Origin of the sequence: Xanthomonas sp. LF07-6 (genome assembly GCF_034105445.1) — a bacterium.
Taxonomy (GTDB): domain Bacteria; phylum Pseudomonadota; class Gammaproteobacteria; order Xanthomonadales; family Xanthomonadaceae; genus Xanthomonas_A; species Xanthomonas_A sontii.
Genome location: NZ_JAXGGI010000002.1, coordinates 74,638 through 101,248, shown reverse-complemented (window position 1 = coordinate 101,248; position 26,611 = coordinate 74,638). Strand labels below are relative to the sequence as shown.

Genomic DNA, 26,611 nt, shown 5'->3' with positions numbered 1-26,611 from the left:
GCGGCCGGCCTGTGGGCCGGCCATCACCCCGTTCCGTCATGCCATCCACCTCCGTTGCTGCTCCTCTGATCGCCCTTGGCGCAGCAACCCACCAGATCATCCAGGCTGACCCGCACGTGCCTGCGGACGTTCAGGTATGGCGGAATGACCGCGGCTGGTCGGGCGTCCGGTCGGTGTCCTCGACGATCCGGCCGGCGGCCATCACCAAGGCGTCCCTGCCGTGCGCCGGCCGGATGCCGAGGACGTGTCCAGCATCGCGTGCCCTCGGATCGGACGCAGTCGGCGCAGGCCGCGGCGATCGGTAGGAAAATTCTGCAACATTGCGCTTGCCCAATCCCGATCACCTCGCTATGATGCGCGTCCTCGCACCGGTCCTGCCGCGTTGCGCAGTGGCCGAGTAGCTCAGTTGGTAGAGCAGGGGATTGAAAATCCCCGTGTCGGCGGTTCGATTCCGTCCTCGGCCACCATTCTTTCAGGGCTTGCAGCAATGCAGGCCCTTTTCTTTTGCCGCGAGGGTTTGCGGCATCTGCATGCCTTGGCGGTGTGTTGTGCTGCCTTGCTCGCCGTCGTCGAAGGTGGCGTACGGCGTCGTCATTCGGCGTCCGGGCCGATCTCCCGCGCTGTGCAGATTTCCGCATGCGCGAGGCCTGTTGCGACTGTCCTCTGACCTGATCGGGTGTGAAGAAGGCGTGTCAACGTTCGTAGACAACTGCACCCAGTTCACGGTTTTTCGGGATCTTCCGCTCAATCAACGGCGCTGGCTGTCGTAATCATAGGCACGGGCAATCGGGGGAACCTGCCAATGACCAGCGGATTCGGACGGAGATGTGGCGGCGTGGCCCTGCTGTTGGCCATGGCCGGCAACGCCGTGGCAGCCCCTTCCGACCGGACCGAGCATGCAGGCGAGCAGGGCGGTCCCGGTGCGGATGCGCCCTACATCGAGCAGGTCGGTTCCGAGTGCGTGATGGTCAATACCTACCTGCAGCGGCGCGACGGGGTGGTCGAGCGCGTGGTGCTGCGCGAGCCGGTGCAGTGCGCCAGCCGGCCGGACCAGCGCTCCATGGCCGATCTGAGCAACTGACCGCCGCGCCATGACGGCCGGCGTCCCGCGCAGCGCTTTACATCGCTGCGCCGCTCCTGCATAAGCTGCTGCTTCCCGTCCATCGGAACCTGCGCATGCGCCTTTCGCCGATCGCGCTGCTGTTGCTGGCGTGCCTGTTGTGCCTCGCACCGCCGCTGCGCGCCGCGCAGCCGGTGAGCTCGGTCGCCGCGTTCGATCTCGGCCGTTATGCCGGGCAATGGCACGAGATCGCGCATCTGCCGGTTTCTTTCCAGAAGAAATGCGTCGGCGACGTCACCGCCGCCTATGTGCTGCGCGACGACGGTCAGGTCGGCGTGCGCAACGCCTGCCGCACCGCCAGCGGCGACACGCTGGCGGCCGACGGTGTGGCCCGGCGGGTCGAGGGCCATCCCGGGCGGCTGCAGGTGCGCTTCGCGGCGGATTGGCTGGCCTGGCTGCCGATGGTGTGGGCCGACTACTGGGTGATCGCGCTCGACCCGGATTATCAATGGGCGCTGATCGGCGAACCCGGACGCAAGTACCTGTGGGTGCTGTCGCGCTCGCCGCGCATGCAGCGCAGCGTGTTCGAGGGCATCAAGGCCAAGGCGGTGGCGATGGGGTACGACCTCGACCCGCTGCTGGTGGTCGCGCCGCTGGACTGAGTGGGCGCTGCCGGCGCGTCGTTGCGGGCGGATCGGTGTCACATGGGCGACAGGCGCTGAGGATTGGGCCATCGCTGGGACTTTGCCGCGCGCTGTACGACGCTTGGGGCAGCGACTTGCAGTTCGCTGTGGCCGGCTGCTTCCGCCGGCGGTGGCTGGCGCCCTGGAAGATGTGCCTTGGCGCCTGCTGTCTGGCAGTGCATCGTGCATGCCGGGTGACGCGTCGCAGGCCACCCTGTGGGACGGATGCTGCAACCGCTCGGCGTCAGCCGGGAAATGCCGTCAGTGCCGCGGCCAGCAGGTCTGCGCTGTCGCCGTCGCGCAGCGCCTGCAGGGCGTTGCGGCCATCGGCCAGGCGCACCTCCCGCAGCCATTGCGACAGCGTCGCCAGATCGCTGCCGCAGCCGTTCCAGTCCACGCAGATGGTGTCGCCGACATTGTGCAGGTCGGCGTGGTTCAGATGCTCCAGGGTGCCGTCATACGCCAGCCAGGCGAGTGCGCGTTGCGCATCCTCCGGTGCGCCATAGGCGGCGCCGTCGATCAGCGACAGCAGGTCGCTGCTGTCGGCGCGCCGCCCGGCCCGGCGCCGTTCGGCGCGACGCATGCCCTGCAGGATCGCCTTGATCCTTTCTTCGTGAATGCTGTCGGTCATGAGCGGCGAGGCGATGCGGGTGGACGGGTCACTCTGCGCGCTCGGCACGCAGTTGCAGTTCGCCGTCGGCCAGGCGTGCGCGCAGCCGATCGCCGGGCGCCACCTGGGCGGCCGAGCGCACCACGCTGCCGTCGTCGACGCGGGTCAGGATGCTGTAGCCGCGCGCCACGGTCGCCAGCGGGCTGACCGTCTCCAGGGCGCGCGCCAGTGCGCGCAGGCGCTGCGCATCGGTCTGCAGTTGCCGCGCCATCGCCGCCTGCGGACGTCGGCCCAGCGCCAGCAGGCGCACCCGCAGCATCGCCAGCCGCCGTTGCGGCTGCGCGGCGCGCAGCACCGCGGCGGCATGGCGCAATTGGGCATGCCGGCGTTCCTGCTGTTGCCGCCACACCGCCGCCAGCCGCCGTCCGATCTCGTGCTGGCGGCGCTGCAGCAACTGCAGGCGCACCTGCGGGCTCTGTGCCTGCAGGCGCAGCAGGGCGCGGTCGGCGCGTTGCTGCGCTTGCCGCAGCCGGTGCTGCTGCCAGCGCAGCAACGCGGCATGCTGGGAGCGCAGGCGCGCGCCGAGATCGCGCTGGTCGGGGACCAGCAATTCGGCGGCGACCGACGGGGTGGGCGCGCGCAGGTCGGCGGCGAAATCCGCCAGGGTCACGTCGGTCTCGTGGCCGACGGCCGACACCACCGGGGTGACTGCCGCGGCGATGGTGCGTGCCAGGTGTTCGTCGTTGAACGCCCACAGGTCCTCGAGCGAACCGCCGCCGCGGGTCAGCAGGATCGCGTCGTAGCGGCCGCTGGCGTCTGCCTGGCGCAGCAACGTGGCGATCTGCGCCGCGGCGCTGTCGCCCTGGACCAGGCTCGGCAGGATGTCCACCTGCAGCAGCGGCATGCGCCGGCCGAGCACGCTCAACACGTCGCGCACCGCGGCGCCGCTGGGCGAGGTGATGACCGCCAGGCGCCGCAAGAAGCCGGGCAGGGCGCGCTTGCGCTCGCTGGCGAACAGGCCTTCGGCGGCGAGCCGGGCCTTGAGCTCCTCGAACGCCCGGCGCAAAGCGCCTTCGCCGGCTTCCTCCAGATGGTCCAGCACCAACTGGTAGTCGCCGCGCGCTTCGTACAGGGTCAGGCGCCCGCGCGCCAGCACCCGCAGGCCTTCGCGCGGCACGAACCGCAGCCATTGGCTCTTGGGCTTGAACATCGCGCAGCGCACCTGCGCGCGCGCATCCTTCAGGGTGAAATAGAGGTGGCCGGACGAGGGGCGGGTGACGTTGCCCAGTTCGCCTTCCACCCAGGCCAGCGGAAAGGTGCTCTCCAGCAGGTCGCGGGCCAGCGTGTTGAGCTGGCTGGGGCTGAGGATCTGGTCGGCGCGATCGGACATGCGGGCAGTGCAGGGCGTACGGGCGCCTATCCTCGCACGTCGGCAGCTGTGGCCGGCTGCGTCGACTTGGCTGCATGCCGGGCCAGCGCCCATTGCACGTGCTCGCGCACCAGCGGCGAGGGATGCTGCGCGCGCGCGCCTAGCGCGGCCAGCACCTGCGGCGTGGTCGGGGCGTTGCCCAGCGCTACGGCGATATTGCGCAGCCAGCGTTCGTGGCCGCTGCGGCGGATCGCGCTGCCTTCGGTACGGCGCAGGAACTCGTCTTCCTCCCAGGCGAACAACTGCGCCAGCGTGGCCTTGTCCAGGTCGTTGCGCGCGCGGAAGTCCGGCTCGTCGCTGCGCTTGGCGAACTTGTTCCAGGGGCAGATCAACTGGCAGTCGTCGCAGCCGAAGATGCGGTTGCCGATCGCCGGGCGCAGTTCCTCGGGAATCGCGCCGTCGTGCTCGATGGTCAGGTAGGCGATGCAGCGGCGCGCATCGAGTCGGTACGGCGCGACGATCGCCTGGGTGGGGCAGACGTCGATGCAGCGCGTGCAGGTGCCGCAGTGGGCGCTGGCCGGCGGGTCGATCGGCAGCGGCAGATCGACGTAGATCTCGCCGAGGAAGAACCAGGAGCCGCCGTTGCGGTCGATCAGGCAGGTGTGCTTGCCGATCCAGCCCAGGCCGGCGTCGCGCGCCAGCGCGCGTTCGAGCACCGGCGCCGAATCGACGAACACGCGGTGGCCGAACGGGCCGATCTCGTCCTGGATGCGCTCGGCCAGCTTCTGCAGGCGGTTGCGCATCAGCTTGTGGTAGTCGCGGCCCAGCGCATAGCGCGCGACGTAGGCGCGCTCGCCGTCGCGCAGCGTGTCCCAGGCCGAATCGTCGTCGTTGCGGCCGTAGTCCAGGCCCACCGAGATCACCCGCAATGTGCCGGGAATGAGTTCGGCCGGGCGGGAACGCTTGTCGCCATGCTGGGCCATCCAGTGCATCGTCCCGTACAGGCCCTGTTCCAGCCAATCGCGCAGATGCGCCTCGTCCTGCTGCAGTTCGATCCCGGCGATACCGCAGCGCTGGAAGCCGAACGTGCGCGCCAGCGCGCGGATGCGCGCGGCGGCGGCGTGGGGATCGGCGATGTCGAGACGGGCGGACATCGCGCAAGTATAGAATCCCGGGCATGTACGACTGCTTCGATCTCTATGCCACCGCGGACGCGCGCCGCATCGATGCGCAGGCCACCGCGCTGCTGGGCGGCGACGGCTACACGCTGATGCAGCGCGCCGGTCAGGCCGCGTGGCAGACGCTGCTGCAGCGCTGGCCGCAGGCGCAGCGCATCCTGGTGGCCTGTGGCAGCGGCAACAACGGTGGCGATGGCTACGTGCTGGCGCGGCTGGCGCATCGCGCCGGACGCCAGGTGCGCGTGCTGCAGTTGCCCGGGCGCGGTCCGCAATCGCCGCTGGCGCAGCGCGCCTGCACCGACTACATCGGCGTCGGCGGTCGCATCGAGGAGTTCGACGCGGCGCTGGCGCCGGCCGACGTGGTGGTCGATGCGTTGCTCGGCATCGGCCTCAATCGCGCGCCGGACGCCGAACTGGCGGCGCTGCTCGGCGCGCTGGGCGGACTTGGCGCGCCGGTACTGGCGCTGGATGTGCCCAGCGGCGTGGACGCCGAAACCGGCAGCGTGCCCGGCGCAGTCCTGCCGGCGACGCTGACCTTGCAGTTCATCGTCGCGCACGCCGGCTTGCATACCGGTGCGGCCTTGAACCATGTCGGCGAGCGCGCGCTGGCGACGCTGGAGGTGCCGCCCGCCGCATTCGCCGACTGCGCGCCGCGCGCACAGGCCTGGACCGTCGGCGCCTTGCGCCGCCATCTGGCGCCGCGCCGGCAGGACAGCCACAAGGGCGACTCCGGGCATGTGCTGTGCGTCGGCGGCAATCTCGGCAGCGGCGGAGCGGTGATGCTCAGTGCCGAATCGGCCCTGCGCAGCGGGGCCGGCCTGGTCAGCGTGGCGACCCGCAGCGCGCACGTGGCGCCGCTGCTGGCGCGCTGCCCGGAAGCGATGGCGCATGCGGTCGACGAGGCGTCGGCACTGGCGCCGTTGCTGCGCAAGGCCAGTGTGGTCGCGCTCGGGCCCGGGCTTGGCCAGGACGATTGGGCGCAGGCGCTGTGGCAGACGGTCCTGGCCGATTCGGACCGCGCGCTGATCCTGGACGCCGATGCATTGAATCTGCTTGCGCAGGCGCCGCGGCCCGTCCCGCAGGCGGTACTGACGCCGCATCCGGGCGAGGCCGGGCGCCTGCTCGGCATTTCAACGGCCGAGGTGCAACGCGATCGCTTCGCGGCCGCCGCGGCCTTGGCTGAACGCTACCAGGCGACGATTGTGCTGAAGGGGGCCGGCAGCCTGGTCGCCGCGCCCGGGCAGACGCCGCGGGTGATCGCCGCCGGCAATCCGGGCATGGCGGTCGGCGGCATGGGCGATCTGTTGACCGGGGTGGTCGCGGCGCTGCGCGCGCAGGGCCTGTCGGCGTTCGAGGCGGCCAGCGTCGGCGCACTGCTGCATGCCGGCGCCGGCGATCGCGCGGCTGCCGCGGGCCAGCGCGGGTTGCTGCCGACCGATCTGTTGCCGGCGCTGCGGCGCCTGTCCAATCCGGAATCCGAATCATGAGCCTCAGCTTGTTCCTGCCCGACAGCGAGGCCACCGAACGGCTCGGTCGCGCGCTGGCCGCGACCCGCCCGACGCAGGCCTCGGTGCATCTGCACGGGGATCTGGGTGCCGGCAAATCGACCCTGGCACGGGCGCTGCTGCGCGCGCTCGGGGTGCAGGGCGCGATCCGCAGCCCCACCTACACCCTGGTGGAGCGCTACCCGCTGGCCGATGGCGAGGCCTGGCACCTGGATCTGTACCGCATCGGCGCGGCGGGCGAGCTGGATTTCCTCGGGCTGGACGAGGGCGGGGCCACGCTGTGGCTGGTGGAATGGCCCGAGCGCGGCGGCGACGTGCTGGCGCCCGCCGATCTGGACGTGCGCCTGGCGGTGCACGGCGACGGGCGTCGTGTCGCCCTGCAGGCACGTACCGATGTGGGGATCGCCTGGCTGGCGCAGCTGGCCCAGCAGGCCGACTTGCAGGGACTTTTTGCCGGCTGACGCTAGAAAGTGAAGGCAGGTTATGGATTATTAAGGGAAAACCGCTTGCCTTTGACTCCCGGCGATGTTTGAATCGCGTTATGCGCCCGGGGACCCGTTTTTTCGCCAGTTTCGCCGCTGCCGCAGGCTGGTGCCTGGCGGCGCAGACGGCGTTTGCCGGACAGGTGCAGTCGGTCTCGCTCGACAACGGCGCCACCGGCACCCGTGCCGAGATCCACCTGCAGGGCAGCGGTGGCTTCAGCACGCTGTCGCTGGCCAATCCCAATCGCCTGGTCGTCGATCTTCCCGATTCCTCCGCCGCCAAGGGCCTGAAGTTGCCGGCCGGCGGCGGCGTGGTCAGCGCAGTGCGCACCGGCCATCCGGTGCCGGGCACCTTGCGCATCGTGTTCGACCTGAGCAGTTCGGTGGTGGCGTTCAAGCCGCAGATGCAGACCATCGGCGGCAGTTCGGTGCTGGTGATCGAGTGGCCGGGCGAGGCCCCGGCGGGCAAGGCGGCCGCCGCCGACGCGCCGGCAGCCGTGGCCCCGATGCCGCAGGCCACGCCTGTCGCAGCGCCCAAGCCGGTAGTGGATGCGCGCGCCGAAGCCGCACGCGCGACCGCGGCGCTGACCTCGTCGGTGGTGCAGCGTGCCAGCCAGCCAGCGCCGACCCCGGTGCCGCCGCCTGCCGCGCCCACGCCAGCCCCGACCGTCGTTGCCTCTGCGCCGAGCGTTGCTGCCGCGGTGGCCGGCCGTCCTATGCCCGGCGTTGTGCCGATGCCGGCGCCTGCGACAGTCGCGCCGCCGGCGAACGCGCCGTCCGAGCGTGACGACGCCGACGACGATGCGGCGGTGGCTGCTGCCGCCGAAGCACGGCCGGTGATGCCGAGCGCGGCCTCGCGGGTGAAGATGGCGCCCGGCATGCGTCCGCTGATCGTGGCCATCGATCCCGGCCATGGCGGCCAGGATCCCGGCGCCAGTGGTCCGACCGGCAAGCATGAGAAGGACGTGACCCTGGCGATCGGCCGCGAACTGGCGCGCCAGATCAACGCCACGCCGGGCATGAAGGCCTACATGACCCGCACCACCGACGTGTTCATTCCTCTGCCGATGCGCGCGCAGAAGGCGCGTGCGGCCAAGGCCGACATCTTCATTTCGATCCACGCCGACGCAGCCGAGAACCGCAGCGCGACCGGCTCCTCGGTGTACGTGCTGTCGACCAAGGGCGCGTCCTCGCAGCGCGCGCGCTGGCTGGCGGACAAGGAAAACGCCGCCGACCTGATCGGCGGCGTGCGCCTGCAGAAAACCGACAGTACGCTTGCCAACGTCTTGCTGGACCTGGCCCAGAGCGGCCACATGAAGTCCTCCGAAGATGCGGCCGAGCAAGTGCTGGGCGGACTCAAGCGGATCGGCAACAACCACAAGCCCGAGATCGAGCGCGCGAACTTCGCGGTGCTGCGCACCTCGGACATGCCGGCGATGCTGGTCGAGACCGCCTTCATCTCCAACCCGGACGAAGAACGCCGGCTGACCGATCCGGCCTACCAGCGCCGCATCGCCGGTGCCGTGCTCGACGGCGTCAGCACCTTCTTCACCCGGCAGCCGCCGCCGGGCACGCTGTTCGCCGCGCGCGCGCAGGCCGAGGCGGAAGCGGCCAGCACGGTGGCCGGCGGCAGCCGTTGAGGCGCTATCATTAACGGCTGATCCTCGATGACGGCGTCCGCGCCGCGAGCCGTGCCGATGTTCTTCTTCTGCTGTCGTTTTCGTCCTGTCGCCACGACCGGCGCGCGTCTGTGCGCGCATGGAGCGAGCACGGCATGAGCATCCGTCAGCTGCCCGAGATCCTGATCAACCAGATCGCCGCCGGCGAAGTGGTCGAGCGTCCGGCCTCTGTCGTCAAGGAACTGGTGGAGAACGCGCTGGACGCCGGTGCGCACCGCGTCGACATCGATCTGGAAGAAGGCGGCGTGCGCCTGATCCGCATCCGCGACGACGGTGGCGGCATCGCGCCCGAGGAACTGCCGCTGGCAATCTCGCGGCACGCGACCAGCAAGATCGCCTCGCTGGACGACCTGGAATCGGTGGGCACGCTCGGGTTTCGCGGCGAAGCGTTGCCGTCGATCGCCTCGGTCAGCCGCTTCACCCTGGCCTCGCGCCGATCCGGAGACGAACACGGCGCAGCGCTGCAGGTCGAAGGCGGCAAGGTCGGCGAGGTGCAGCCGCGCGCATTGCCGCCGGGCACCCTGGTCGAGGTCCGCGAGCTGTTCTACAACGTGCCGGCGCGGCGCAAGTTCCTGCGCGCCGAACGCACCGAACTGGGCCACATCGAGGAGTGGCTGCGTTCGCTGGCGCTGGCGCGCCCCGACGTGGAGCTGCGCGTCTCGCACAACGGCAAGCCGTCGCGGCGCTACAAGCCGGGCGATCTGTACTCGGACGCGCGCCTGGGCGAGACCCTGGGCGAAGACTTCGCAAAGCAGGCGCTGCGCGTGGACCACAGCGGTGCCGGCCTGCGCCTGCATGGCTGGATCGCGCAGCCGCATTACTCGCGCGCCAGCGCCGACCAGCAATACCTCTACGTCAACGGCCGTTCTGTGCGCGATCGCAGTGTCGCTCATGCGGTGAAGATGGCCTACGGCGATGTGCTGTTCCATGGCCGCCAGCCGGCTTATGTGCTGTTCCTGGAACTGGAACCGGCGCGGGTCGACGTCAACGTGCATCCGGCCAAGCACGAGGTGCGTTTCCGCGATGCGCGGCTGATCCATGATTTCGTCTACCGCACGCTGCAGGATGCGCTGGCGCAGACCCGTGCCGGCAGCCTGCCTAGCGCGATCGGCGCCGACGCCGCGCTGCCGCCGCCAGCCGCGGGTACTGCGGCCTGGGCGGGCACAGGCGCGCCGAACAGTGGCGGCGCCGGTGGTGGTGGCGGACAGGGCTATGGTTACGGCGCGCACTGGCGCCCGGCGCAATCGCCGTTGGGTTTGCGCGTGGAAGAGGCGCCTGCAGCGTACGCGGCGCTGTACGCGCCCACCGCCGACGCGGGAAGCGCCGCCAGCCTGCCGCGGCAGACCCAGGACCCGGCGGGCGGCCTGCCGCCGACTGCCGCCGACAGCGGTGTGCCGCCGCTCGGCTACGCCATCGCGCAATTGCACGGCATCTACATCCTGGCCGAGAACGCCGACGGCCTGATCGTGGTCGACATGCACGCCGCGCACGAGCGCATCGGCTACGAGCGCCTGAAGACCGCGCACGACGGTATCGGCCTGCACGCGCAGCCGCTGCTGGTGCCGATCACCCTGGCAGTCGGCGAACGCGATGCCGACACCGCCGAGCGCGAGGCGGAGACGCTGGCCGCGCTCGGGTTCGAGATCACCCGCAGCGGACCGCAATCGCTGCACGTGCGCAGCATTCCCGCACTGCTGGCGCAGGCTGAGCCGGAGGCCTTGCTGCGCGACGTGCTCACCGACCTGCGCGAACACGGCCACAGCGGTCGTGTCGCCGGCGCGCGCGATGCGCTGCTGTCGACCATGGCCTGCCACGGCGCGGTGCGCGCCAACCGCCGCCTCACCATTCCGGAAATGAACGCACTGCTGCGCGACATGGAAGCCACCGAGCGCTCCGGACAATGCAATCATGGGCGTCCGACCTGGGCGCGGTTCACCCTGGGCGAGATCGATCGTTGGTTCCTACGGGGGCGGTGATGGACAAGCGGATGTGGACGGCAGCGCTGCTGGCGGCGCTCGTCGCCTTGAGTGGCTGCGGCAAGCAGGCGCCGGCACCGGCCGCGCCGAAGGCGATGGACGCACGGTTCGTGGCGGACGAACAAGCCTGGCGCGCGCAGCGCCAGCGCGAACTGCAGGCGCCGGACGGCTGGACCAGCCTGGTCGGCCTGCACTGGCTGGAATTGAAGGAGCACTACATCGGCAGCGGCCCGGACAGCGGCATCCGCCTGGCGGTGGGGCCGGCGCGGATGGCGCTGGTGTCGCAGGCGCAGCGCGAGGTGTACCTGACCCCCGAGCGCGGCGCCGCCCTCAGCGTCGCCGGCGCGCCGGTGCAGGGGCGGATCCGCGTGTACAGCGACCACGATCCGCAGCCGACGGTGATCGACTTCGACGACGGCAAGGGCAAGCTCAGCCTGATCGAACGTGGCGGCCGTTATGTGCTGCGGGTCAAGCACGCCGATGCGCCGACTCGGCGCAGCTTCACCAGCGTGCCGTACTGGCCGCTGGCCGAATCCTGGCGCGTACGCGGGCGTTTCGCGCCCAACCCGCCGGGCACGACCCTGCCCATCGTCGACATCATCGGCGTCACCACGCCATCGCCCAATCCCGGCGAGCTGGAGTTCGAGCGCGGCGGCAAGCGCTACCGCCTGCAGGCGATCGGCGAACCTGGCCAGCCGCTGTTCGTGGTGTTCGCCGACCGCACCAGCGGTCACGGCAGCTACCCCGCCGGGCGCTTCCTGGACGTGGACCCGCCCGCGGCCGACGGCAGCGTGGTGCTGGATTTCAACCGCGCCTACGACCCGCCGTGCGCGTTCACCCCGTTCGCCACCTGTCCGTTGCCGCCGCCGGAGAACCGCCTCGACCTGGCGGTGGATGCCGGCGAGAAGGCCTATGCTGCCGCCCATTGAACCGAGGATGCCGATGACCCCGTTCCCGCGCCTGTTGCGCCGCCTGCTGCTGGGCCTGTCGCTGTGCCTGGTGCTGCCGGCACTGGCCCGCACGCCGCCGCCGGTGGCCGCGGCGCCTGTCGCGCCCGTCGCCGCAGCGCCCACGGTGGTGCCGCCCACGCCGCTGTTGTGGAAGGTCAGCGGCCCGCGCGGCACGCTGTACCTGCTGGGCTCGTTCCACATGCTCAAGGCCGACGACTATCCGCTGGCGCGCGAAGTCGATGCGGCCTACGCGGCGTCGCCGCGGCTGCTGTTCGAACTGGCGCCGAAGGACGTGGACGCGCCGCAGCTGGGTGCGCAGATGCTGCAGGCGGCGCAACGCCACGACGGCAAGCGGCTGCAGGACGATCTGGACCCGGCGACCTGGGAGCGGCTGCGCCGCTATGCCGCCGGCCACGGCCTGCCGCTGGCGCAGATGAGCGGCTTCGAGCCGTGGTTCGTCGGCCTCAGCATCAGCATCGCCGACATGAAGGCGCAGGGCCTGGAGGCCGATGCCGGGCTGGATCGTCATTTCATGACACTGGCCTTGCAGGACGGCAAGAGTGCCGAGGGCCTGGAGACCGCGCAGGCGCAGATCGACCTGCTCGACGGCATGGACCCGGTGGAGCAGAAGCAGATGCTGACCGAGGCGCTGGACGACGCCGAGCAGGGCGCCGCGCAGACCCTGCGCCTGCACGACGCCTGGCGCCGCGGCGACGAGCGCCAGCTGTGGCAGGAGATCGGCGCGCAGATGAAGCGCGACTACCCGCGGCTGTACCAGCGCATCGACGTGGAGCGCAACCAGGCCTGGCTGCCGCGCCTGGAGCAGCGCCTGAAGGACGGCGGCGGCGACACTCTGGTGGTGGTGGGTGCGCTGCACCTGCTCGGGCCGGACGGCGTGGTCGACGGCCTGCGCGCGCGCGGCTACAAGGTCGAGCGGATCTGCGGGAACTGCAAGCCGGCGAAGTCGCGCTGACACACGCCTGCGAGGCTTCGCCCGTACCCTCATCCGCCCCTTCGGGGCACCTTCCCCCCAAAAGGGGGCCGTGGTCCCGATGGGAGAAGGGAGAAGCTGGAGCCCCTCTCCCGCCGGGAGAGGGGTTGGGGTGAGGGTAGGGGCGCGAAGCGCTCCGCCGAACCTCACCCGGCCGCAATCCTCAGCGCGGACGCGACTTCGGTGCGGCGCCCGCCGGCGGTTCGCCAGGCTTGCCGGTGCCCGCGCCAGCGGCCGGGCGGCCGAAGCCGGCGCCGAGGTTGCGCTGGAATTCCTGCCACAGCTCCAGGTTGCGCTCGGTGAGCTGGTTCATCATGGTCCACGGGGTCTGCCCCAGCAGATTGCCCATCTGCTGGCGGAACTGCTGCTGCTGGTCGAGGAACACCTGCATGCTGCGCTCCAGGTAGTTGCCCATGAAGCCCTGCAGCGAGTCGCCGTAGAAGCGGATGATCTGGCTGAGCAACTGCGTGGACAGCATCGGTTCGCCGTCCTGTTCCTGGTCGGCGATGATCTGCAGCAGCACTGCGCGGCTGAGGTCTTCGCCGGTCTTGGCGTCGCGGACTTCGAATTCCTCGCCGTCGATGATCAGCTGGCGGACGTCTTCGATGGTGATGTAACTGGAGATCTCGGTGTCGTAGAGGCGGCGATTGGGATACTTCTTGATGATGCGAATCTCAGCCATGAAGCGATCGCTCTGTGACGGTAGGCGCGCAGCATGGCGCAGCGCAGCAGGGCTTGCAACCGCCGAAAGTACCTGAACACGCGGGTGCAGCAAAAAAATCATGCTGCGCAGCATTCGCAGCGCAGCAAAAGTCCACAGGCCGCCGTGGCGGCCAATGCGGGATAGCGTTACCTCGCGCGAATGCCGCCGGCTGAGCGATTCAGCCGCTCACCACCCCATGTGGTGGCCGCCGTTGATGTCCAGGTTCGAGCCGGTGATCCACGCGGCCTCTTCGGCGACCAGGAACGCCACGGCGTAGGCGATCTCCTCCGGCTTGCCGAGGCGCCCGGTGGGGATGTCGGCGGCGATCTTGGCGCGCACTTCCTCCGGCACCGCCATCACCATGTCGGTGGCGACATAGCCCGGCGAGACCGTGTTGACGGTGATGCCGTAGCTGGCGTTCTCGCGTGCCAGGGAAATGGTGAAGCCGTGCATGCCGGCCTTGGCCGCAGCGTAGTTGGCCTGGCCGTACTGGCCCTTGAGGCCGTTGATCGAACTGATCTGGATGACCCGCCCCCAACGCTTCTGGCGCATGCCCTCGATCACCGGGCGGGTGACGTTGAACACCGAGTTGAGGTTGGTGTTGATGACTTCATGCCATTGCTCGGCGGTCATCTTGTGGAAGGTGGTGTCGCGGGTGATGCCGGCGTTGTTGACCAGGATCTCGACCGGGCCGAGTTGGCGTTCGACCTCACGCACCAGGGTCTGCGCGTGTTCGGGCGAGGCGACGTCGCCGGGGACGATGGCGACGTCGTGGCCACGTTCGCGCATGCGCTGCTGCCAGGCCAGGGCCTTGGCCTGGTCGCGGTAGTTGCTGGCCACACGGTGGCCCTGCGCGGCCAGCCGCTCGCAGATTGCGGTGCCGATGCCGCCGGTGCCGCCGGTGACCAGCGCAACGCGTGATGTCATGGATGTCGCTCCGGATAGAAATGGTGGGAAAGGACGGCCGCGGCGCGGCCCAGGGTCCGATTCTAGTCAGCCTTGATGTCGCTGGGGATAGCCGGCGCGACTGACGCCGCATCGTCCACGCGTCGGTCCTGCGCCGGCAACCGCGTCGGGTCGAAGGCGCGCAGCGCGGCGGTGAGCAGCGCCGGCACCGACCCGGCGCCGGCCAACGCCGCCGGCGGCTGGCCCAGCGTGGCCCAGGCCAGGCGCAGCGCCGGCAGCGGGTCGGCATCGTCCAGCGGCAGCGCCGCGTGCGACTTGGACAGCTTGCGGCCATCGGCGTCGAGCAGCAGCGGCAGGTGCAGGTAGCGCGGTGTGGGTAGGCCCAGCGCACGCTGCAGCAGGATCTGCCGCGGCGTGGAGTCCAGCAGGTCGGCGCCGCGCACCACGTCGGTGATGCCTTGCGCGGCATCGTCGACCACCACGGCCAGTTGGTACGCCCAGCAGCCGTCGGCGCGCAGCAGCACCACATCGCCGACCTCGGCATGGACGTCCTGGGCCAGCCGGCCGCGCACCGCGTCGTCGAAGGCCACCACGCTGGCCGCACCGGGCGGCACACGCAGACGGATCGCCGGCTGTGCGCGTGGCACGTCGGTGACGCAAGCGTGGTGCACGCCGCCCTGCGCCGCCAGGGCGCTGCGGCTGCAACTGCACGGGAAGGCGAGGCCGGCCTGCAGCAGCCGCTGCAGGGCGTCGCGGTAGACCGGGTCGCGCTCGCTCTGCCGCAGCACCGGTCCGTCGGCCTCCAGGCCGCAGGCGCGCAGGCTCGCCAGTTGCCGCTCGGCGGCGCCGTGCACGCTGCGCGGGCGGTCCACGTCCTCGATGCGCAGCAGCCACTGGCCGCCGGCGTGGCGGGCGAGCAACCAACTGCCGAAGGCGGCGAGCAGCGAACCCAGGTGCAGCGGGCCGGTGGGCGAGGGCGCGAAGCGGCCGCGGTAGGGAGGCGGGGACATGGACAAGCTGAATCCTCGGTCAGGTGCGCGCTTGAATTCAAGCGGCCGACACCGCAGATTCGAGCCAATCCTTCCACTTAATCTGTGCGGAGCCCACGCTCACATGTTCAATCGTATCGTCCTGTTCCTCATCACCAACCTGGCGGTGCTGGTGCTGGCCGGCATTGTCATGTCCGTGTTCGGGGTCAATCCCAACCAGATGGGCGGCCTGCTGGTGATGGCCGCGATCTTCGGCTTCGGCGGCTCGCTGGTGTCGCTGCTGCTGTCCAAGTTCATGGCCAAGCGCGCCACCGGTGCGCAGGTGATCACCGAGCCGCGCAACCACACCGAGCGCTGGTTGCTGCAGACCGTGCAGCGCCAGGCGCAGGCCGCCGGCATCGGCATGCCCGAGGTCGCCGTGTACGACGGCCCGGAGATCAACGCCTTCGCCACCGGCGCCAACCGCAACAATGCGCTGGTCGCCGTTTCCACCGGCCTGCTGCAGAACATGACCGAGGACGAGGCCGAGGCGGTGCTGGGCCATGAAATCAGCCACATCGCCAACGGCGACATGGTGACCATGGCATTGCTGCAGGGCGTGCTCAACACCTTTGTGATCGTACTGGCGCGCGTGGTCGGTGGCGTGGTGGACAGCTACCTGTCGGGCAACCGCGACGGCCGCCGCGGCCTGGCCTACTACGCGATCGTGATGGTGCTGGAGCTGGTGTTCGGCCTGTTCGCGACGATGATCGCGATGTGGTTCTCGCGCTACCGCGAGTTCCGCGCCGACGCCGGTGGCGCCAGCCTGGCCGGCCGCGCCAAGATGATCGCGGCGCTGCAGCGGCTGGAACTCAACCATGGCCAGAGCACCTTGCCGTCGCAGGTGCAGGCGTTCGGCATCGCCGGTGGTCTGGGCCAGGGCCTGCGCAAGCTGTTCATGAGCCACCCGCCGCTGTCCGAGCGCATCGCCACTCTGCGCGCCTCGCACGTCAACGCGACCGTGAGCTGAGGTCGACCGCTACAGGCGCAGGCAAATGCCTGCGCCTGTAGCGGCTTTTGCCAATCCCCAATCCCCAATCCCGGCCCCTCAGGCAAAATCGAACGTCATCCCCGGCGCCGCCAGGCCGACGAATTCGCCCTGCACGTAGTCGACGCCGGCGCTGAACAGCAGGCTCATCGAGGTCGCGTCGGACACGAACTCGGCGATGGTGCGGATGCTCGCCGACTGCGCGCGCCCAGTGATCTCGCGGATCTTGTCCTGGTGTTCGCGGGTCTGGGTCAGGTCCTGGGTGAAGCCGCGGTCCAGCTTCAGGAACGAGGGCTGGAAGTGCGCCAGCAACTGGAACGAGTCCAGGCCGGAGCCGAACTGTTCCAGCCCGACCTTGCAGCCCAGGGCGGTGGCGTCGGCCAGGAACTGCTGCGCGTTGCGCAGGTGGGTGAACACCTTGGCCTCCGGCGTCTGCAGCCACAGGCGGTCGCCGGGCACGCCGTGCGTCGCCAGTTCGCGCCGGATCAGGTCGACCATCTGGGTGTCGGCGAAGGCCTCCGGGCTGACCTTGACCAGCAGGCTGGTGGCGTGGCCGGCGCGCTGGCGTTCGCCGATGACGGCGATCGCACGCGCGACCACCCAACGGTCGATCTCGGCGGTCAGGCCATGCTCGGCGGCGATGCCGAGGAAGGTCGACGGGCCGATCAGCTCGTCGTTGCGCTCCAGGCGCAGGTAGGCCTCGTACAGCTCGTGCTGGTCGCCCTGCAGGTTCAGCACCGGCTGGTAGTGCAGCAGGAAGCCGTCGCCGGCCAGGGCCTCGCGCAGGTGCTGGACCCAGCGCTGCACGCGCTCCTCTTCGAGGCGATCGGCCGCGCCCGGGTCGAAGATCTTGCAGGCGTTGCCGCCCAGCTCGACGGTCGCCTGCACGTTCTCGCTGGCGCGGGCCAGGACCTGGCCGACGCTGGCGATCTTCTCGCCGATCTGCACGCCGCCGATGCTGACGGTGACCGTGGCCGAGCGCTCGCCGACGCTGAATACCTGGCTGGCGTAGGCCTGCAGCAGGCGCTCGGCCAGCGCCGCGGTGCGCGCGTAGTCGCCTTCCAGCAGCAGCGCGAAGTTGTGCTCGCCGAAGCGCGCCGCCTGCACGTCGCCGTCGATGGCCGCGGCCAGGTGCTGGGCCAATGCGGCGACCAGCGCATCGGCCGAATCCAGGCCGATGTCGGCCAACAGGCGTGCGTAATGATCCGGCTCGACCAGCAGGAAGCCGTACTGGCCCTCGCCGCGGCCGACCTGGGCCACCGCGGTTTCCAGCGCCAGCATGAAGGTCGGGCGGTTGAGCAGGCCGGTGACCTGGTCGCGCTGGCGCAGGTCCTCGACCTCGCGCGCCAGTTCCGGGTCGAACTCCTCGCGGCGGCGGAACACCACCTGCACGCAGGCCTCGCCCTCGTAGCTGGCGGTGGCGAATTCCATCGTCGCCGGAAAGCTGTCGCCTTCCAGGGTGCGCGCGTCCACCTGGTACTGCGCCGGCGGCGGCTCGCCCTTGCTCAGCGACTTCAGCAACTGCTTGAAACCTTCCACGTGTTGCGGGGCGACCATGTCCAGCAGCGACACGCCTTCGACGTCGTCGAACGACTCGAACCCGAACATCTCCAGGTAGGCGTCGTTGGCGCGGATGTGCATGCCCTCGTGGATGTAGGCGATCGGATCGCGCGAGGAGGCGATCAGCGCGTCGCAGCGGCGCTCGGTCTCGCGCATCTGCGCCTCGATCCGGCGCAGGCCGCGCCGCGCCTGCAGGTCGGCCCAGGTGGTGCGGACCACGGCCAGCAAGTGCTCGGGCCGCTGCCGCAACGCGATCGCGCGCGCGCCGCCGGCCACGGCCTCCAGCCATTCCTGTTCGTCGATGCGCTCGGCCAGCACGATGACCGGGATGTCCTTGCCGCTGGCGGCGACCCGTTGCAGCACCTGCGGCAGCGGGATCGACTGCGCCTGCGCGCTGAGCACCAGGTCGATCGGCTGTGCGGTCAGCATCGCCGACAACTCCTCGGCGTGCTGCGGCCGCGACGGGCGCACCGCGATGCCGCTGTTGCGCAGGCTGCTGACGATCGCCTCGGCGTCTTCGCCGCTGTCGTCGACGATCATCAGGCGGAGGGTGATGTCTTTGCCTGTGTGCATGAAGCCTCCCGGGGACGGGGTTTAATACACGATGCCCGCGGTCGCGTCCATGTTGTTCGGGAATGGGGAATCGGGAACGGGGAGTCGCAAGAGCGGACTGCCGTGTCTGCACGTTCGCGGGTGGACCGAGACGCGCGCGCAACGAGCGGTGTTTCGAGTCCCCATTCCCGATTCCCCATTCCCGCCCGCTAGGCCGCCAAACCAGCGGCATGGCCCGAGGCCCAGGCCCACTGGAAGTTGTAGCCCCCCAGCCAGCCGGTGACGTCGAGCACTTCGCCGACGAAGTACAGGCCGGGCACGCGCCGCGATTCCATGGTCGAGGACGACACCTGGTCGGTGTCCACGCCGCCCAGGGTGACTTCGGCGGTGCGGTAGCCCTCGGTGCCGCTGGCCACCAGCGGCCAGGCGCCGAGCAGCTCGGCGGCGGCGCGCAGCTGTGGCTCGTCCAGCTGGCGCACCGGCTTGTCCGGCAGCCACACCTCGCACAGGCGTTGTGCGAAGCGGCGCGGCAGTGCCTCGCCGAGTACCGTGCGCAACTCGGCGGCGCCGCGCAGGCGTTTCTGTTCGCGCAGCCAGGTCGCCGCGTCCTGCCCCGGCAGCAGGTCCAGGCGCAGGTCGTCGCCCGGTTGCCAGTACGAGGAGATCTGCAGGATCGCCGGGCCGCTGACGCCGCGGTGGGTGATCAGCATGAAGTTGCGGAAGCGCGCGCCGTTGCAACTGGCCTCCACCGGCAGCGCCAGGCCGGACAGGTCGTGCAGGCGTTCCTGGTGCTTGCCGCTCAGGGTCAGCGGCACCAGCCCGGCGCGGGTCGGCAGCACCGCGTGGCCGAACTGCCGCGCCAACTCGTAGCCGAAGCCGCTGGCGCCGAGGCTGGGGATGGACAGGCCGCCGGTCGCCACCACCAGCGAGGCCGCATGCACCGGGCCATCGTCGGTGTCCAGGCGGAACCCTTCGCTGCCGCGTTCCACCGCGCGCACGCTGCAGTCGGTGCGCACCGTCACCCCCGCCGCGGCGCACTCGTCCACCAGCATGCGCACGATCTGCTTGGAGGACACGTCGCAGAACAACTGCCCCAGTTCCTTCTCGTGGTAGGCGATGTGGTGGCGTTCGACCAGATCGATGAAATCGGCCGGGCGGTATCGGGCCAGCGCCGATTTGCAGAAGTGCGGATTGGCGGACAGGAAGTTGCCCGGCCCGGTACCGGTATTGGTGAAGTTGCAGCGGCCGCCGCCGGACATCAGGATCTTCTTGCCGACCTTGTTGGCATGGTCGATCACCCGCACCCGGCGCCCGCGCTGGCCGGCGGCGATCGCGCACATCAGCCCGGCGGCGCCGGCGCCGAGTACCACGACATCGGTGCGGAGGGGGGCGGTCCCGACGCTCATGCCGCGGCTTTGCGCACCGTGGGGGTGAAGGCGAAGCTGCCGCTGTCGCCCAGCCACTGCACCTCGCCGTCCTGGATCACCACGTCGAAGCGCATGCTGCGCTGGATCAGCTCGGCCGCCGCAGCGACGGCGTCGGCCGGCAGGTCGATCACCTGTACCGGCTTGAGCTTGATCAGCGCGGACGCGTTCTTGTCCCACCAGATGTCCGCGGCGCGGCCGCCATAGTTGGCCACCACCACCGAGCGCGCCCGGCCGCAGGCCTTGCGTACCCGCGACTCGTCGGGCTGGCCGACCTCGATCCATTGCTCGATCGCGCCGGTGTAGTCCATCCGCCACAGGTCGGGTTCGTCGTCGCTGCTCAGGCCCTTGCCGAATAGCAGGCGCTCCTCGGCGTACAGGGCGAAGGTCAGCAGGCGCGCCATCAGCCGCTGATCGGTTTCGGACGGGTGTTGCGCCAGGGTCAGGGAATGGGCGGCGTAGTAGCCGCGGTCCATGTCGGAAATCTGCAGCTCCGCCTTGCGGAGGGTGGCGGTGAGGGCCATGCGGCTACCGGGATCGAGGGCGCACTAGGATACGGTGTGGGGCCGCCGCTGGCCGGGGACTTGTGGGGAAGCGGGAGAATCGAGACCGGGGGCGTGTGTCCGACCCGGGGGCCAGGGCGGGGGGAGGGGGAACTACGGCCACCTCCGGCGTGGTCGCAGGCTCAGTCGCCGTTGTCCGGATCCAGGGCGGATTTGCGCAGTTTCCGCGGATCGGCAGGCGGATCGGCAGCGCCGGCGTTAACTTTAGGGTGGGGTTCAGCTTCCTTGTGGTGGATCCCGGTTTGTCTACACAAACATGTCGCTTTTTGATCACGACCCGCGTATGGTGGCCCCACTGTGTTTGCTAGAGTCACCGTGAATCGTGGCTTGGTGCAGTAGATCTCACGATCCACTTCATCGTTCCGCTCGCTTTACTAACGCCTGCAACTCAGTCTCGGCCTCGATTTCCGATGGCTGCGATTTCTTCAATTCAATGTTTCAGGAGTTAGCAAATGTCTGAGCGTCAGAACGGTACCGTGAAGTGGTTCAACGATGCCAAGGGCTTCGGCTTCATCACCCCGGAAAGCGGCCCGGACCTGTTCGTGCATTTCCGCGCGATCCAGGGCACCGGCTTCAAGTCGCTGCAGGAAGGCCAGAAGGTGACCTTCGTCGCTGTGCAGGGCCAGAAGGGTATGCAGGCTGACCAGGTGCAGGCCGTCTAAGGACGTCTGCCACCGCAAGGTGCCGAACGCCGGGAGCGCAAGCTTCCGGCGTTTTTGTTTGGGTGTTTCTTTTTTCGGGCAGCGAACTTCCGCTGATCGCCGCGCCATTGCCATAGCGGCAGACGCAGCGACCATGCCCTGCATGCGCGGGTTCACACCTGCATCCGGCTACCATGGCGGCCCCCGAGCTCCGGAGCCGTCGCCATGATCACCGTGCATCACCTCAACCAGTCCCGGTCGCAGCGCGTGCTGTGGTTGCTGGAGGAACTGGCGCTGCCGTACCAGGTGATCAAGTACCAGCGCGATCCCAAGACCATGCTGGCGCCGCCGGAGCTGCGCGCGATCCATCCGCTGGGCAAGTCGCCGGTGCTGGTGGACGACGGCCACGTCCTCGCCGAGTCCGGGGCCATCCTCGACTATCTGGTGGACCGCTACGACACCGGCAGCACCCTGTCGCCGGCGCCGCAGCCGCTGGATTCGCCCGAGCGCCTGCGCTACCGCTACTGGATGCACTACGCCGAGGGGTCGGCGATGCCGCCGCTGCTGATGAGCCTGGTGTTCGGGCGGATCCGCTCGGCGAAGATGCCGTTCTTCGCGCGGCCGATCGCCAAGGCCATCGTCGACAAGGCGATGCATGGTTTCGTCGGTCCGCAGGTGCGCCTGCACCTGGACTGGATGGAGCGCGAACTGGCCGAGACCGGCTGGTTCGCCGGCGACCGCTTCACCGCCGCGGACGTGCAGATGAGCTTCCCGGTGCAGGCCGCCGCGGCGCGCATCGGCCTGCAGACGCATCCGAACCTGGCCGGGTTCGTGCAGCGGATCGAGCAGCGCCCCGCCTATCAGCGCGCGCTGCAGCAGGGTGGTCCATTCGAACTGCTCGGCAGCGCGGACGGTTGAGTTCCGTCCGCGTCGTCCGGGTCAGCGGGCGGCGGGACGTGCCGGGCAGGCACGCACGAAGGCGATGCTGTCGGCCATGACCGGCAGCGCCGGGTCGTCCTTGCGCAGCGCCAGCACCAGGCGCATGTGGCCGACGCCGGGATAGGTCTTCAGTTCGGCCGGTACCCCGGCGCGCTCCAGCGCGGCCTGCAGCGACTGGCTGTTGTGCGGCTCCACCACGGTGTCGGCGTCGCCGTGCAGCAGCAGCGCCGGCGGCTCGTCGCCGTCGACGAAGTTCACCGGCTGCGAGCGCCGCTGTTGCGCCGGGTCCTGGCCGAACATGCCGATCAGGTCCGGATCGGTCAGTGGCAGGAAGTCGTAGGGGCCGGCCAGCCCGACCAGGCCGCACAGTTGCCGCGGCGACAGGCCCTGCGCCTGCAGCCAATGAGCGTCGGTCGCCAGCAGCGCGGCGATGTGCGCGCCGGCGGAGTGGCCCATCAGCAGCAGCCGTTGCGGATCGCCGCCGTAGTCGGCGGCATGGCGCTGGCTCCAGGCCACCGCCGTGGCGGCATCGCGCATGAAGCCGTCCAGGGTCACCTGCGGATACTTGCGGTAGTCCGGCACGATCGCGACCACGCCGTGCCGCGCCAGCGCTTCGCCGGCCCAGCGGTAGTTCTGGCGGTCGCCGGTCTTCCAGGTACCGCCGTGGAAGAACACCACCACCGGCGCGTGCTCCACCCCGGCGGGGCGGTACACGTCCAGTGCCAGGCCATGCGCCGCGTCGTAGACGATCCCGCGTTGCTCGTGGAGGCCATGCCGCGAGGAACTGGCGTTGAGGCCGCCGAAGAACAGGCTGCTGCAGGCCGAGACCAGCAGCGAGGACAGGGCGATCAGGGCGTTGCGGGGCCAGCGGGGCGAAGACGGTCGGTCGGACATGGGCGATCCCTGAGAGGAGCGCGGAGCATGCCGGATGCCCATGTCGGCGGCGAGTGGAGGTGGGGCGGGGAGTGAGGATTAGGCAGTGGGGATTGGTGGAAGCGTGGCTTCCTGCGCGTGCGCTGTGCCTTGGCGGCCGACCGACCCTCACCCCAACCCCTCTCCCGTGGGGAGAGGGGCTTGCCCCCCTTCTCACTCCGGGAGAAGGTGCCCCGAAGGGGCGGATGAGGGTAGGAGCAGCGCCTGGTGCAGTTGAAGCACTGCATGCGCTTCGCGCCCCGCCCCTCACTCAACCCCTCTCCCGGGGGAGAGGAAGTCTGCGGGCACGCGTGGCACTGGGTGTGCACCCTATGCTCACCTCGCGGACTTTCCAATGAAGCCTGCGACTTCTACGCTCTTGCCCATGCCTTCCTTGCGTTTCGACAATCGCTTCGTCGCCGAGCTGCCTGGCGACCCGGAAACCGGTCCGCGGCGCCGCGAGGTGCTGGGCGCGCTGTGGTCGCCGGTCGAGCCGACGCCGGTCGCGGCGCCGCGGCTGCTGGCGTATTCGCCGGAGGTGGCCGCCTTGCTCGGGCTGTCCGAGCAGGAGGTGCGGGCGCCGGAGTTCGCCGCGGTGTTCGCCGGCAATGCGCGCTATCCGGGCATGCAGCCCTATGCCGCGAACTATGGGGGGCATCAGTTCGGGCATTGGGCCGGACAACTCGGCGACGGCCGCGCGATTTCGCTGGGCGAGGCGCTGGGCGTGGACGGGCGGCGCTGGGAGCTTCAGCTCAAGGGCGCCGGGCCCACGCCGTATTCGCGCGGTGCCGATGGCCGCGCCGTGCTGCGCTCGTCGATCCGTGAGTTCCTGTGCAGCGAGGCCATGCATCACCTGGGCGTGCCGACCACACGTGCGCTGAGTCTGGTCGGCACCGGCGAAACGGTGGTGCGCGACATGTTCTACGACGGTCACCCGCGCGCCGAACCGGGCGCGGTGGTGTGCCGGGTGGCGCCCTCGTTCGTGCGCTTCGGCAGTTTCGAGCTGCCGGCCGCGCGCGGCGACATCGCGTTGCTGCGGCGCCTGGCCGATCTGGTGATCGCGCGCGATTTCCCGGAGCTGTCCGGCACCGGTGGCGCACGCGATGCGGCCTGGTTCGCCGAGATCTGTGCGCGCACCGCACGCATGGTGGCGCACTGGATGCGGGTCGGCTTCGTGCACGGGGTGATGAACACCGACAACATGTCGATCCTGGGCCTGACCATCGACTACGGCCCCTACGGCTGGGTCGACGACTACGACCCGGACTGGACGCCCAACACCACTGATGCGCAGGGCCGCCGCTACCGCTTCGGTACACAGCCGCAGGTTGCGTACTGGAACCTCGGCCGGCTCGCGCAGGCGCTGGCGCCGCTGTTCGACGACGTCGCGCCACTGCACGACGGCCTGGAGCGGTTCCGTGCGGAGTATGCGCAGGCCGAGCGCGACAACATCGCGGCCAAGCTCGGCCTGGCGGCCTGCGGCGACGCCGATGTGGCGCTGATGCGCGACGTGCTGGATCTGCTGCAGCAGGGCGAGGTCGACATGACCCTGTGGTTCCGCGGCTTGAGCGCATTGCCGCTGCAGCCGTGGACGCCGGCGCAGGCCCTGGCGGCACTGGCCGACGCGTTCTACGACCCTGCCAAGCTGGCGGCGCAGGCGCCGGCGTTCGAGGCCTGGCTGGCCCGCTATGCGCAGCGCCTGCAGCAGGATCCGCTGCCCGCCGCCGCACGCGCGGAGCAGATGCGCGCGGCCAACCCGCGCTACGTGCTGCGCAACTACCTGGCGCAGCAGGCGATCGACCGTGCCGAGCAGGGCGATACCGGCGGCATCGACGAACTGCTGGAGGTGATGCGGCGTCCCTACGACGAGCAGCCGGGACGCGAGGCCTTCGCGGCGAAGCGTCCGGACTGGGCGCGGGCCCGGGCCGGCTGTTCGATGCTGTCGTGCAGTTCCTGAGCGGGGCCGGCGCGTGCGCTCAGGACGCGGTCGCGCCGCGGTAGCGCCAGGCGGCCAGGAAGGTCGCCACCACTTCCTCCGCCAGCGCCTGCTGAGCGGCCGCGTCCGGCGCCTGTCCGTTGAGCATGGCGCTGGGATAGGCGTAGCCGAAGGTGGCGCCGATGAAGGCGGTGGCGGCGAGGAAGGGCGCATCGACCTGGACGTCGCCACGCGCGTGCAGGGTCTGCAGCAGCGCGCTCAGGCGCTCGCGCAGGCGGCCGGCGCGGCGCTGGTGCAGCGATTGCAGCAGGTCCGGCATCTGCGCGCTGGCCTGCACCAGCAGGCGATGCAGGCGCAGGGCGTCGGGCGCGTACAGGTGCGCCGGCACGGTCACCGCGATCTGCCGCAGGGTCGCCGGCAGGTCCTGCGCTGCAGCGCTGCCGATGTTCTCCAGGCGGGTCTGCAATTCCTCGCCCAGGGCCTCGAATACCTGCATCAGCAGTTCGGCCTTGCTGGAAAAGTGGTTGTACAGGCTCTGCCGGGTCAGCCCGGCCTGGCTGGCGATCTGTTCCAGCGACACGTCCAGCCCATGCTCCAGCAGCAGCGTGCGCGCTGCCGCCAGCAGGCGCGGGCGCGCCAGCGCCGGCCGGCCGCGCGGCCGAGCGGGCGCGGCCGCAGCCGCCACCTCGGGTGTCGCAGTCGTTGCTTGCGCACCCGGCTGGCGAAGGGTTGTGCTTCCCTTCATGAATGTTTTTTTGTCTTTGAGTAAATTAAATGATCCTCCTCGTCGTCCCCAGGATCAAGCGCATGCCCGCGCCTCTCGTCCAGCGCCGCCGCGCGCTGCCGTTGCTGCTGTCCGTCGTCGTGCTCGCGTTCGCCGGCTGCAAGGGCGGAGGCAAGGCGCCGGCGCCGGCAGCAAAGACGGTGGAGGTGGTGACCCTGCAGCCGCAGAGCGTGCCGTTGAGCGTGGAGCTGGCCGGGCGCACCGTCGCGTCGGAGGAATCGGAGGTGCGGCCGCAGGTCAGCGGCATCCTGCGCCAGCGGCTGTTCGAGGAGGGTGCCGTGGTGCGGGCCGGGCAGCCGTTGTTCCAGATCGAGCCGACCCTGTACCAGGCCGCGGCCAACCAGGCGCAGGCCAACCTGGCCACCGCCGAGGCCACGCTCGCCGCCGCCACGCTGCGCGCCGAGCGCTACCGCACCCTGGGCAAGACCCAGCTGGCCGCGCAGCAGGACGTGGACGATGCGCAGGCCGCCTACAAGCAGGCACTGGCCAGCCGCGACGCGCAGCGCGCGGCGCTGGATACCGCGCGCACGCAACTGCGCTTCGCCACGGTGCTGGCGCCGATCGGCGGCCGCATCGGCCGCGCGCGGGTGACCCCGGGTGCGCTGGTCACCGCCAACCAGACCGACGCCATCGCCAAGATCCAGCAACTGGATCCGATGAACGTGGACATCACCCAGTCGGGCAATCAGTTCCTGGCGCTGCGCCGGGCGATCGCCACCGGTGGCGTACAGCCGGCCAGCACGCAGGTGCGGCTGACCCTGTCCGACGGCACCGCCTATCCGCTGCCGGGCACGCTGGAGTTCGCCGACATCGACGTGGAGGAGACCACCGGTGCGGTGACCCTGCGCGCGCGCTTCCCCAATCCCGATGCGCAACTGCTGCCCGGCATGTACGTGCGCGCGTTGGTCGGGCAGGGCGTGCGCCAGCAGGCCCTGCTGGTGCCGCAATCGGCGGTGGACCGCACCCCGCGCGGCGAGGCGGTGGCCTGGGTGGTGGGCGCCGACAACGTGGTGCGCCAGCGCGAGTTCACCACGCTGCGCGCGGTCGGCGACCGCTGGCTGGTCGGCGATGGCCTCAAGCCTGGCGAGCGGGTGGTGGTGGCGGGCCGGCAAGGCCTCAGCGACGGCGCCAAGGTGACGGTGAAGACCGCCGCCACCGCCGCCGCACCTGCCGCCGGCCAGGGCTGAGCCGG

Annotated in this window: 25 protein-coding genes and 1 tRNA gene; 14 read left to right on the top strand and 12 right to left on the bottom strand. The window is 70.2% G+C overall.

Annotation, left to right across the window (positions count from 1 at the left end):
• Nucleotides 1–391: 391 nt before the first annotated feature.
• Nucleotides 392–467, top strand: a tRNA-Phe gene (locus SLW56_RS04985).
• A 5-nt stretch (nt 468–472) separates the two neighbouring features.
• Here SLW56_RS04985 and SLW56_RS04980 read toward each other — a convergent pair.
• Nucleotides 473–595, bottom strand: a complete 123-nt coding sequence (locus tag SLW56_RS04980; protein WP_265531488.1) for a hypothetical protein — start codon at nt 593–595, stop codon at nt 473–475.
• A 240-nt stretch (nt 596–835) separates the two neighbouring features.
• Here SLW56_RS04980 and SLW56_RS04975 point away from each other — a divergent pair, with 240 nt between their 5' ends.
• Entirely contained in the window at nt 836–1,081 is a 246-nt protein-coding gene (locus SLW56_RS04975; RefSeq protein ID WP_152235989.1) for a hypothetical protein, read from the top strand.
• A gap of 95 nt (nt 1,082–1,176) precedes the next feature.
• Nucleotides 1,177–1,722 (top strand): lipocalin family protein, encoded by a 546-nt coding sequence (locus SLW56_RS04970; protein ID WP_320694437.1) that lies wholly within the window; start codon nt 1,177–1,179, stop codon nt 1,720–1,722.
• A 265-nt stretch (nt 1,723–1,987) separates the two neighbouring features.
• Here the strand turns inward: SLW56_RS04970 and SLW56_RS04965 are convergent, their stop codons facing one another.
• The 3 genes from SLW56_RS04965 to queG are packed head-to-tail and all read right to left on the bottom strand — an operon-like array spanning nt 1,988 to nt 4,876.
• Nucleotides 1,988–2,374 carry a hypothetical protein gene (locus SLW56_RS04965; RefSeq protein ID WP_320694436.1) on the bottom strand — a complete coding sequence of 129 codons (387 nt, stop codon included), beginning with the start codon at nt 2,372–2,374 and terminating at the stop codon, nt 1,988–1,990.
• A 28-nt stretch (nt 2,375–2,402) separates the two neighbouring features.
• Entirely contained in the window at nt 2,403–3,743 is a 1,341-nt protein-coding gene (gene xseA / locus SLW56_RS04960) for an exodeoxyribonuclease VII large subunit (protein ID WP_320694435.1), read from the bottom strand.
• 26 nt (nt 3,744–3,769) lie between these two features.
• Nucleotides 3,770–4,876: a tRNA epoxyqueuosine(34) reductase QueG gene (gene queG / locus SLW56_RS04955; protein WP_320694434.1), complete on the bottom strand. Its 1,107-nt coding sequence runs from the start codon at nt 4,874–4,876 to the stop codon at nt 3,770–3,772.
• Between the two features lie 23 nt (nt 4,877–4,899).
• On the opposite strand from queG, the gene SLW56_RS04950 reads away from it, so the two are divergent.
• From SLW56_RS04950 to SLW56_RS04925, 6 genes are all read left to right on the top strand, one after another.
• On the top strand, nt 4,900–6,387 hold the full coding sequence (locus SLW56_RS04950; RefSeq protein ID WP_320694433.1) for an NAD(P)H-hydrate dehydratase: 1,488 nt from the start codon (nt 4,900–4,902) through the stop codon (nt 6,385–6,387).
• Nucleotides 6,381–6,866, top strand: a complete 486-nt coding sequence (tsaE, locus tag SLW56_RS04945) for a tRNA (adenosine(37)-N6)-threonylcarbamoyltransferase complex ATPase subunit type 1 TsaE (protein ID WP_320694578.1) — start codon at nt 6,381–6,383, stop codon at nt 6,864–6,866. Before SLW56_RS04950 ends, tsaE begins: the two co-directional genes overlap by 7 nt.
• Before the next feature lie 80 nt (nt 6,867–6,946).
• The gene (locus SLW56_RS04940; RefSeq protein ID WP_320694432.1) at nt 6,947–8,527 is read left to right on the top strand and encodes an N-acetylmuramoyl-L-alanine amidase; all 1,581 of its coding nucleotides are present in this window, start codon (nt 6,947–6,949) and stop codon (nt 8,525–8,527) included.
• A 134-nt stretch (nt 8,528–8,661) separates the two neighbouring features.
• Nucleotides 8,662–10,542: a DNA mismatch repair endonuclease MutL gene (gene mutL / locus SLW56_RS04935; RefSeq protein WP_295932481.1), complete on the top strand. Its 1,881-nt coding sequence runs from the start codon at nt 8,662–8,664 to the stop codon at nt 10,540–10,542.
• Nucleotides 10,542–11,471, top strand: coding sequence for a DUF1684 domain-containing protein (locus SLW56_RS04930; protein WP_320694431.1), 930 nt, complete (start codon nt 10,542–10,544; stop codon nt 11,469–11,471). The genes mutL and SLW56_RS04930 overlap by 1 nt, the downstream gene beginning before the upstream one ends.
• A 13-nt stretch (nt 11,472–11,484) precedes the next feature.
• Complete coding sequence (locus tag SLW56_RS04925) at nt 11,485–12,465, top strand: TraB/GumN family protein (protein WP_320694430.1); 981 nt, start codon at nt 11,485–11,487, stop codon at nt 12,463–12,465.
• Between the two features lie 181 nt (nt 12,466–12,646).
• On the opposite strand, the gene phaR is transcribed toward SLW56_RS04925, so the two are convergent.
• From phaR to gluQRS, 3 genes are all read right to left on the bottom strand, one after another.
• Nucleotides 12,647–13,165, bottom strand: a complete 519-nt coding sequence (gene phaR, locus SLW56_RS04920) for a polyhydroxyalkanoate synthesis repressor PhaR (protein WP_017909334.1) — start codon at nt 13,163–13,165, stop codon at nt 12,647–12,649.
• A 207-nt stretch (nt 13,166–13,372) separates the two neighbouring features.
• Nucleotides 13,373–14,113, bottom strand: a complete 741-nt coding sequence (locus SLW56_RS04915) for a beta-ketoacyl-ACP reductase (RefSeq protein ID WP_017909333.1) — start codon at nt 14,111–14,113, stop codon at nt 13,373–13,375.
• A 62-nt stretch (nt 14,114–14,175) separates the two neighbouring features.
• Nucleotides 14,176–15,102, bottom strand: coding sequence for a tRNA glutamyl-Q(34) synthetase GluQRS (gene gluQRS, locus SLW56_RS04910; protein ID WP_320694429.1), 927 nt, complete (start codon nt 15,100–15,102; stop codon nt 14,176–14,178).
• A gap of 103 nt (nt 15,103–15,205) precedes the next feature.
• Here gluQRS and htpX point away from each other — a divergent pair, with 103 nt between their 5' ends.
• Nucleotides 15,206–16,090 carry a protease HtpX gene (gene htpX, locus SLW56_RS04905; RefSeq protein ID WP_017909331.1) on the top strand — a complete coding sequence of 295 codons (885 nt, stop codon included), beginning with the start codon at nt 15,206–15,208 and terminating at the stop codon, nt 16,088–16,090.
• A gap of 78 nt (nt 16,091–16,168) precedes the next feature.
• On the opposite strand, the gene SLW56_RS04900 is transcribed toward htpX, so the two are convergent.
• The 3 genes from SLW56_RS04900 to SLW56_RS04890 form a co-directional block, all read right to left on the bottom strand.
• Nucleotides 16,169–18,241, bottom strand: a complete 2,073-nt coding sequence (locus tag SLW56_RS04900; protein ID WP_267099230.1) for an EAL domain-containing protein — start codon at nt 18,239–18,241, stop codon at nt 16,169–16,171.
• A gap of 188 nt (nt 18,242–18,429) precedes the next feature.
• Nucleotides 18,430–19,626 carry an NAD(P)/FAD-dependent oxidoreductase gene (locus SLW56_RS04895; protein ID WP_017909329.1) on the bottom strand — a complete coding sequence of 399 codons (1,197 nt, stop codon included), beginning with the start codon at nt 19,624–19,626 and terminating at the stop codon, nt 18,430–18,432.
• Complete coding sequence (locus SLW56_RS04890; RefSeq protein ID WP_017909328.1) at nt 19,623–20,168, bottom strand: YaeQ family protein; 546 nt, start codon at nt 20,166–20,168, stop codon at nt 19,623–19,625. The genes SLW56_RS04895 and SLW56_RS04890 overlap by 4 nt, the downstream gene beginning before the upstream one ends.
• Nucleotides 20,169–20,659: 491 nt before the next feature.
• Here SLW56_RS04890 and SLW56_RS04885 point away from each other — a divergent pair, with 491 nt between their 5' ends.
• The gene (locus tag SLW56_RS04885; protein WP_017909327.1) at nt 20,660–20,869 is read left to right on the top strand and encodes a cold-shock protein; all 210 of its coding nucleotides are present in this window, start codon (nt 20,660–20,662) and stop codon (nt 20,867–20,869) included.
• A gap of 204 nt (nt 20,870–21,073) precedes the next feature.
• Nucleotides 21,074–21,766 carry a glutathione S-transferase gene (locus SLW56_RS04880; RefSeq protein ID WP_017909326.1) on the top strand — a complete coding sequence of 231 codons (693 nt, stop codon included), beginning with the start codon at nt 21,074–21,076 and terminating at the stop codon, nt 21,764–21,766.
• Between the two features lie 21 nt (nt 21,767–21,787).
• Here the strand turns inward: SLW56_RS04880 and SLW56_RS04875 are convergent, their stop codons facing one another.
• Nucleotides 21,788–22,681 (bottom strand): alpha/beta hydrolase, encoded by an 894-nt coding sequence (locus SLW56_RS04875; RefSeq protein WP_267111479.1) that lies wholly within the window; start codon nt 22,679–22,681, stop codon nt 21,788–21,790.
• Nucleotides 22,682–23,084: 403 nt separating this feature from the next.
• Here SLW56_RS04875 and SLW56_RS04870 point away from each other — a divergent pair, with 403 nt between their 5' ends.
• Nucleotides 23,085–24,656 carry a protein adenylyltransferase SelO family protein gene (locus tag SLW56_RS04870; RefSeq protein WP_320694428.1) on the top strand — a complete coding sequence of 524 codons (1,572 nt, stop codon included), beginning with the start codon at nt 23,085–23,087 and terminating at the stop codon, nt 24,654–24,656.
• 19 nt (nt 24,657–24,675) lie between these two features.
• On the opposite strand, the gene SLW56_RS04865 is transcribed toward SLW56_RS04870, so the two are convergent.
• Nucleotides 24,676–25,380 (bottom strand): TetR/AcrR family transcriptional regulator, encoded by a 705-nt coding sequence (locus tag SLW56_RS04865; RefSeq protein WP_320694427.1) that lies wholly within the window; start codon nt 25,378–25,380, stop codon nt 24,676–24,678.
• A 62-nt stretch (nt 25,381–25,442) separates the two neighbouring features.
• Between SLW56_RS04865 and SLW56_RS04860 the strand changes: the two genes are divergently transcribed.
• Nucleotides 25,443–26,606 (top strand): efflux RND transporter periplasmic adaptor subunit, encoded by a 1,164-nt coding sequence (locus SLW56_RS04860; protein WP_320694426.1) that lies wholly within the window; start codon nt 25,443–25,445, stop codon nt 26,604–26,606.
• The last annotated feature ends 5 nt before the right edge of the window (nt 26,607–26,611 follow it).

Coding starts and splice junctions, on each gene's coding strand:
- SLW56_RS04980 (WP_265531488.1), bottom strand. CDS start 595: ATGACGACGCCGTACGCCACCTTCGACGACGGCGAGCAAGGCAGCACA.
- SLW56_RS04970 (WP_320694437.1), top strand. CDS start 1,177: ATGCGCCTTTCGCCGATCGCGCTGCTGTTGCTGGCGTGCCTGTTGTGC.
- SLW56_RS04965 (WP_320694436.1), bottom strand. CDS start 2,374: ATGACCGACAGCATTCACGAAGAAAGGATCAAGGCGATCCTGCAGGGC.
- xseA (WP_320694435.1), bottom strand. CDS start 3,743: ATGTCCGATCGCGCCGACCAGATCCTCAGCCCCAGCCAGCTCAACACG.
- queG (WP_320694434.1), bottom strand. CDS start 4,876: ATGTCCGCCCGTCTCGACATCGCCGATCCCCACGCCGCCGCCGCGCGC.
- SLW56_RS04950 (WP_320694433.1), top strand. CDS start 4,900: ATGTACGACTGCTTCGATCTCTATGCCACCGCGGACGCGCGCCGCATC.
- SLW56_RS04940 (WP_320694432.1), top strand. CDS start 6,947: ATGCGCCCGGGGACCCGTTTTTTCGCCAGTTTCGCCGCTGCCGCAGGC.
- mutL (WP_295932481.1), top strand. CDS start 8,662: ATGAGCATCCGTCAGCTGCCCGAGATCCTGATCAACCAGATCGCCGCC.
- SLW56_RS04930 (WP_320694431.1), top strand. CDS start 10,542: ATGGACAAGCGGATGTGGACGGCAGCGCTGCTGGCGGCGCTCGTCGCC.
- SLW56_RS04925 (WP_320694430.1), top strand. CDS start 11,485: ATGACCCCGTTCCCGCGCCTGTTGCGCCGCCTGCTGCTGGGCCTGTCG.
- phaR (WP_017909334.1), bottom strand. CDS start 13,165: ATGGCTGAGATTCGCATCATCAAGAAGTATCCCAATCGCCGCCTCTAC.
- SLW56_RS04915 (WP_017909333.1), bottom strand. CDS start 14,113: ATGACATCACGCGTTGCGCTGGTCACCGGCGGCACCGGCGGCATCGGC.
- gluQRS (WP_320694429.1), bottom strand. CDS start 15,102: ATGTCCCCGCCTCCCTACCGCGGCCGCTTCGCGCCCTCGCCCACCGGC.
- htpX (WP_017909331.1), top strand. CDS start 15,206: ATGTTCAATCGTATCGTCCTGTTCCTCATCACCAACCTGGCGGTGCTG.
- SLW56_RS04900 (WP_267099230.1), bottom strand. CDS start 18,241: ATGCACACAGGCAAAGACATCACCCTCCGCCTGATGATCGTCGACGAC.
- SLW56_RS04895 (WP_017909329.1), bottom strand. CDS start 19,626: ATGAGCGTCGGGACCGCCCCCCTCCGCACCGATGTCGTGGTACTCGGC.
- SLW56_RS04890 (WP_017909328.1), bottom strand. CDS start 20,168: ATGGCCCTCACCGCCACCCTCCGCAAGGCGGAGCTGCAGATTTCCGAC.
- SLW56_RS04885 (WP_017909327.1), top strand. CDS start 20,660: ATGTCTGAGCGTCAGAACGGTACCGTGAAGTGGTTCAACGATGCCAAG.
- SLW56_RS04880 (WP_017909326.1), top strand. CDS start 21,074: ATGATCACCGTGCATCACCTCAACCAGTCCCGGTCGCAGCGCGTGCTG.
- SLW56_RS04875 (WP_267111479.1), bottom strand. CDS start 22,681: ATGTCCGACCGACCGTCTTCGCCCCGCTGGCCCCGCAACGCCCTGATC.
- SLW56_RS04870 (WP_320694428.1), top strand. CDS start 23,085: ATGCCTTCCTTGCGTTTCGACAATCGCTTCGTCGCCGAGCTGCCTGGC.
- SLW56_RS04865 (WP_320694427.1), bottom strand. CDS start 25,380: ATGAAGGGAAGCACAACCCTTCGCCAGCCGGGTGCGCAAGCAACGACT.
- SLW56_RS04860 (WP_320694426.1), top strand. CDS start 25,443: ATGCCCGCGCCTCTCGTCCAGCGCCGCCGCGCGCTGCCGTTGCTGCTG.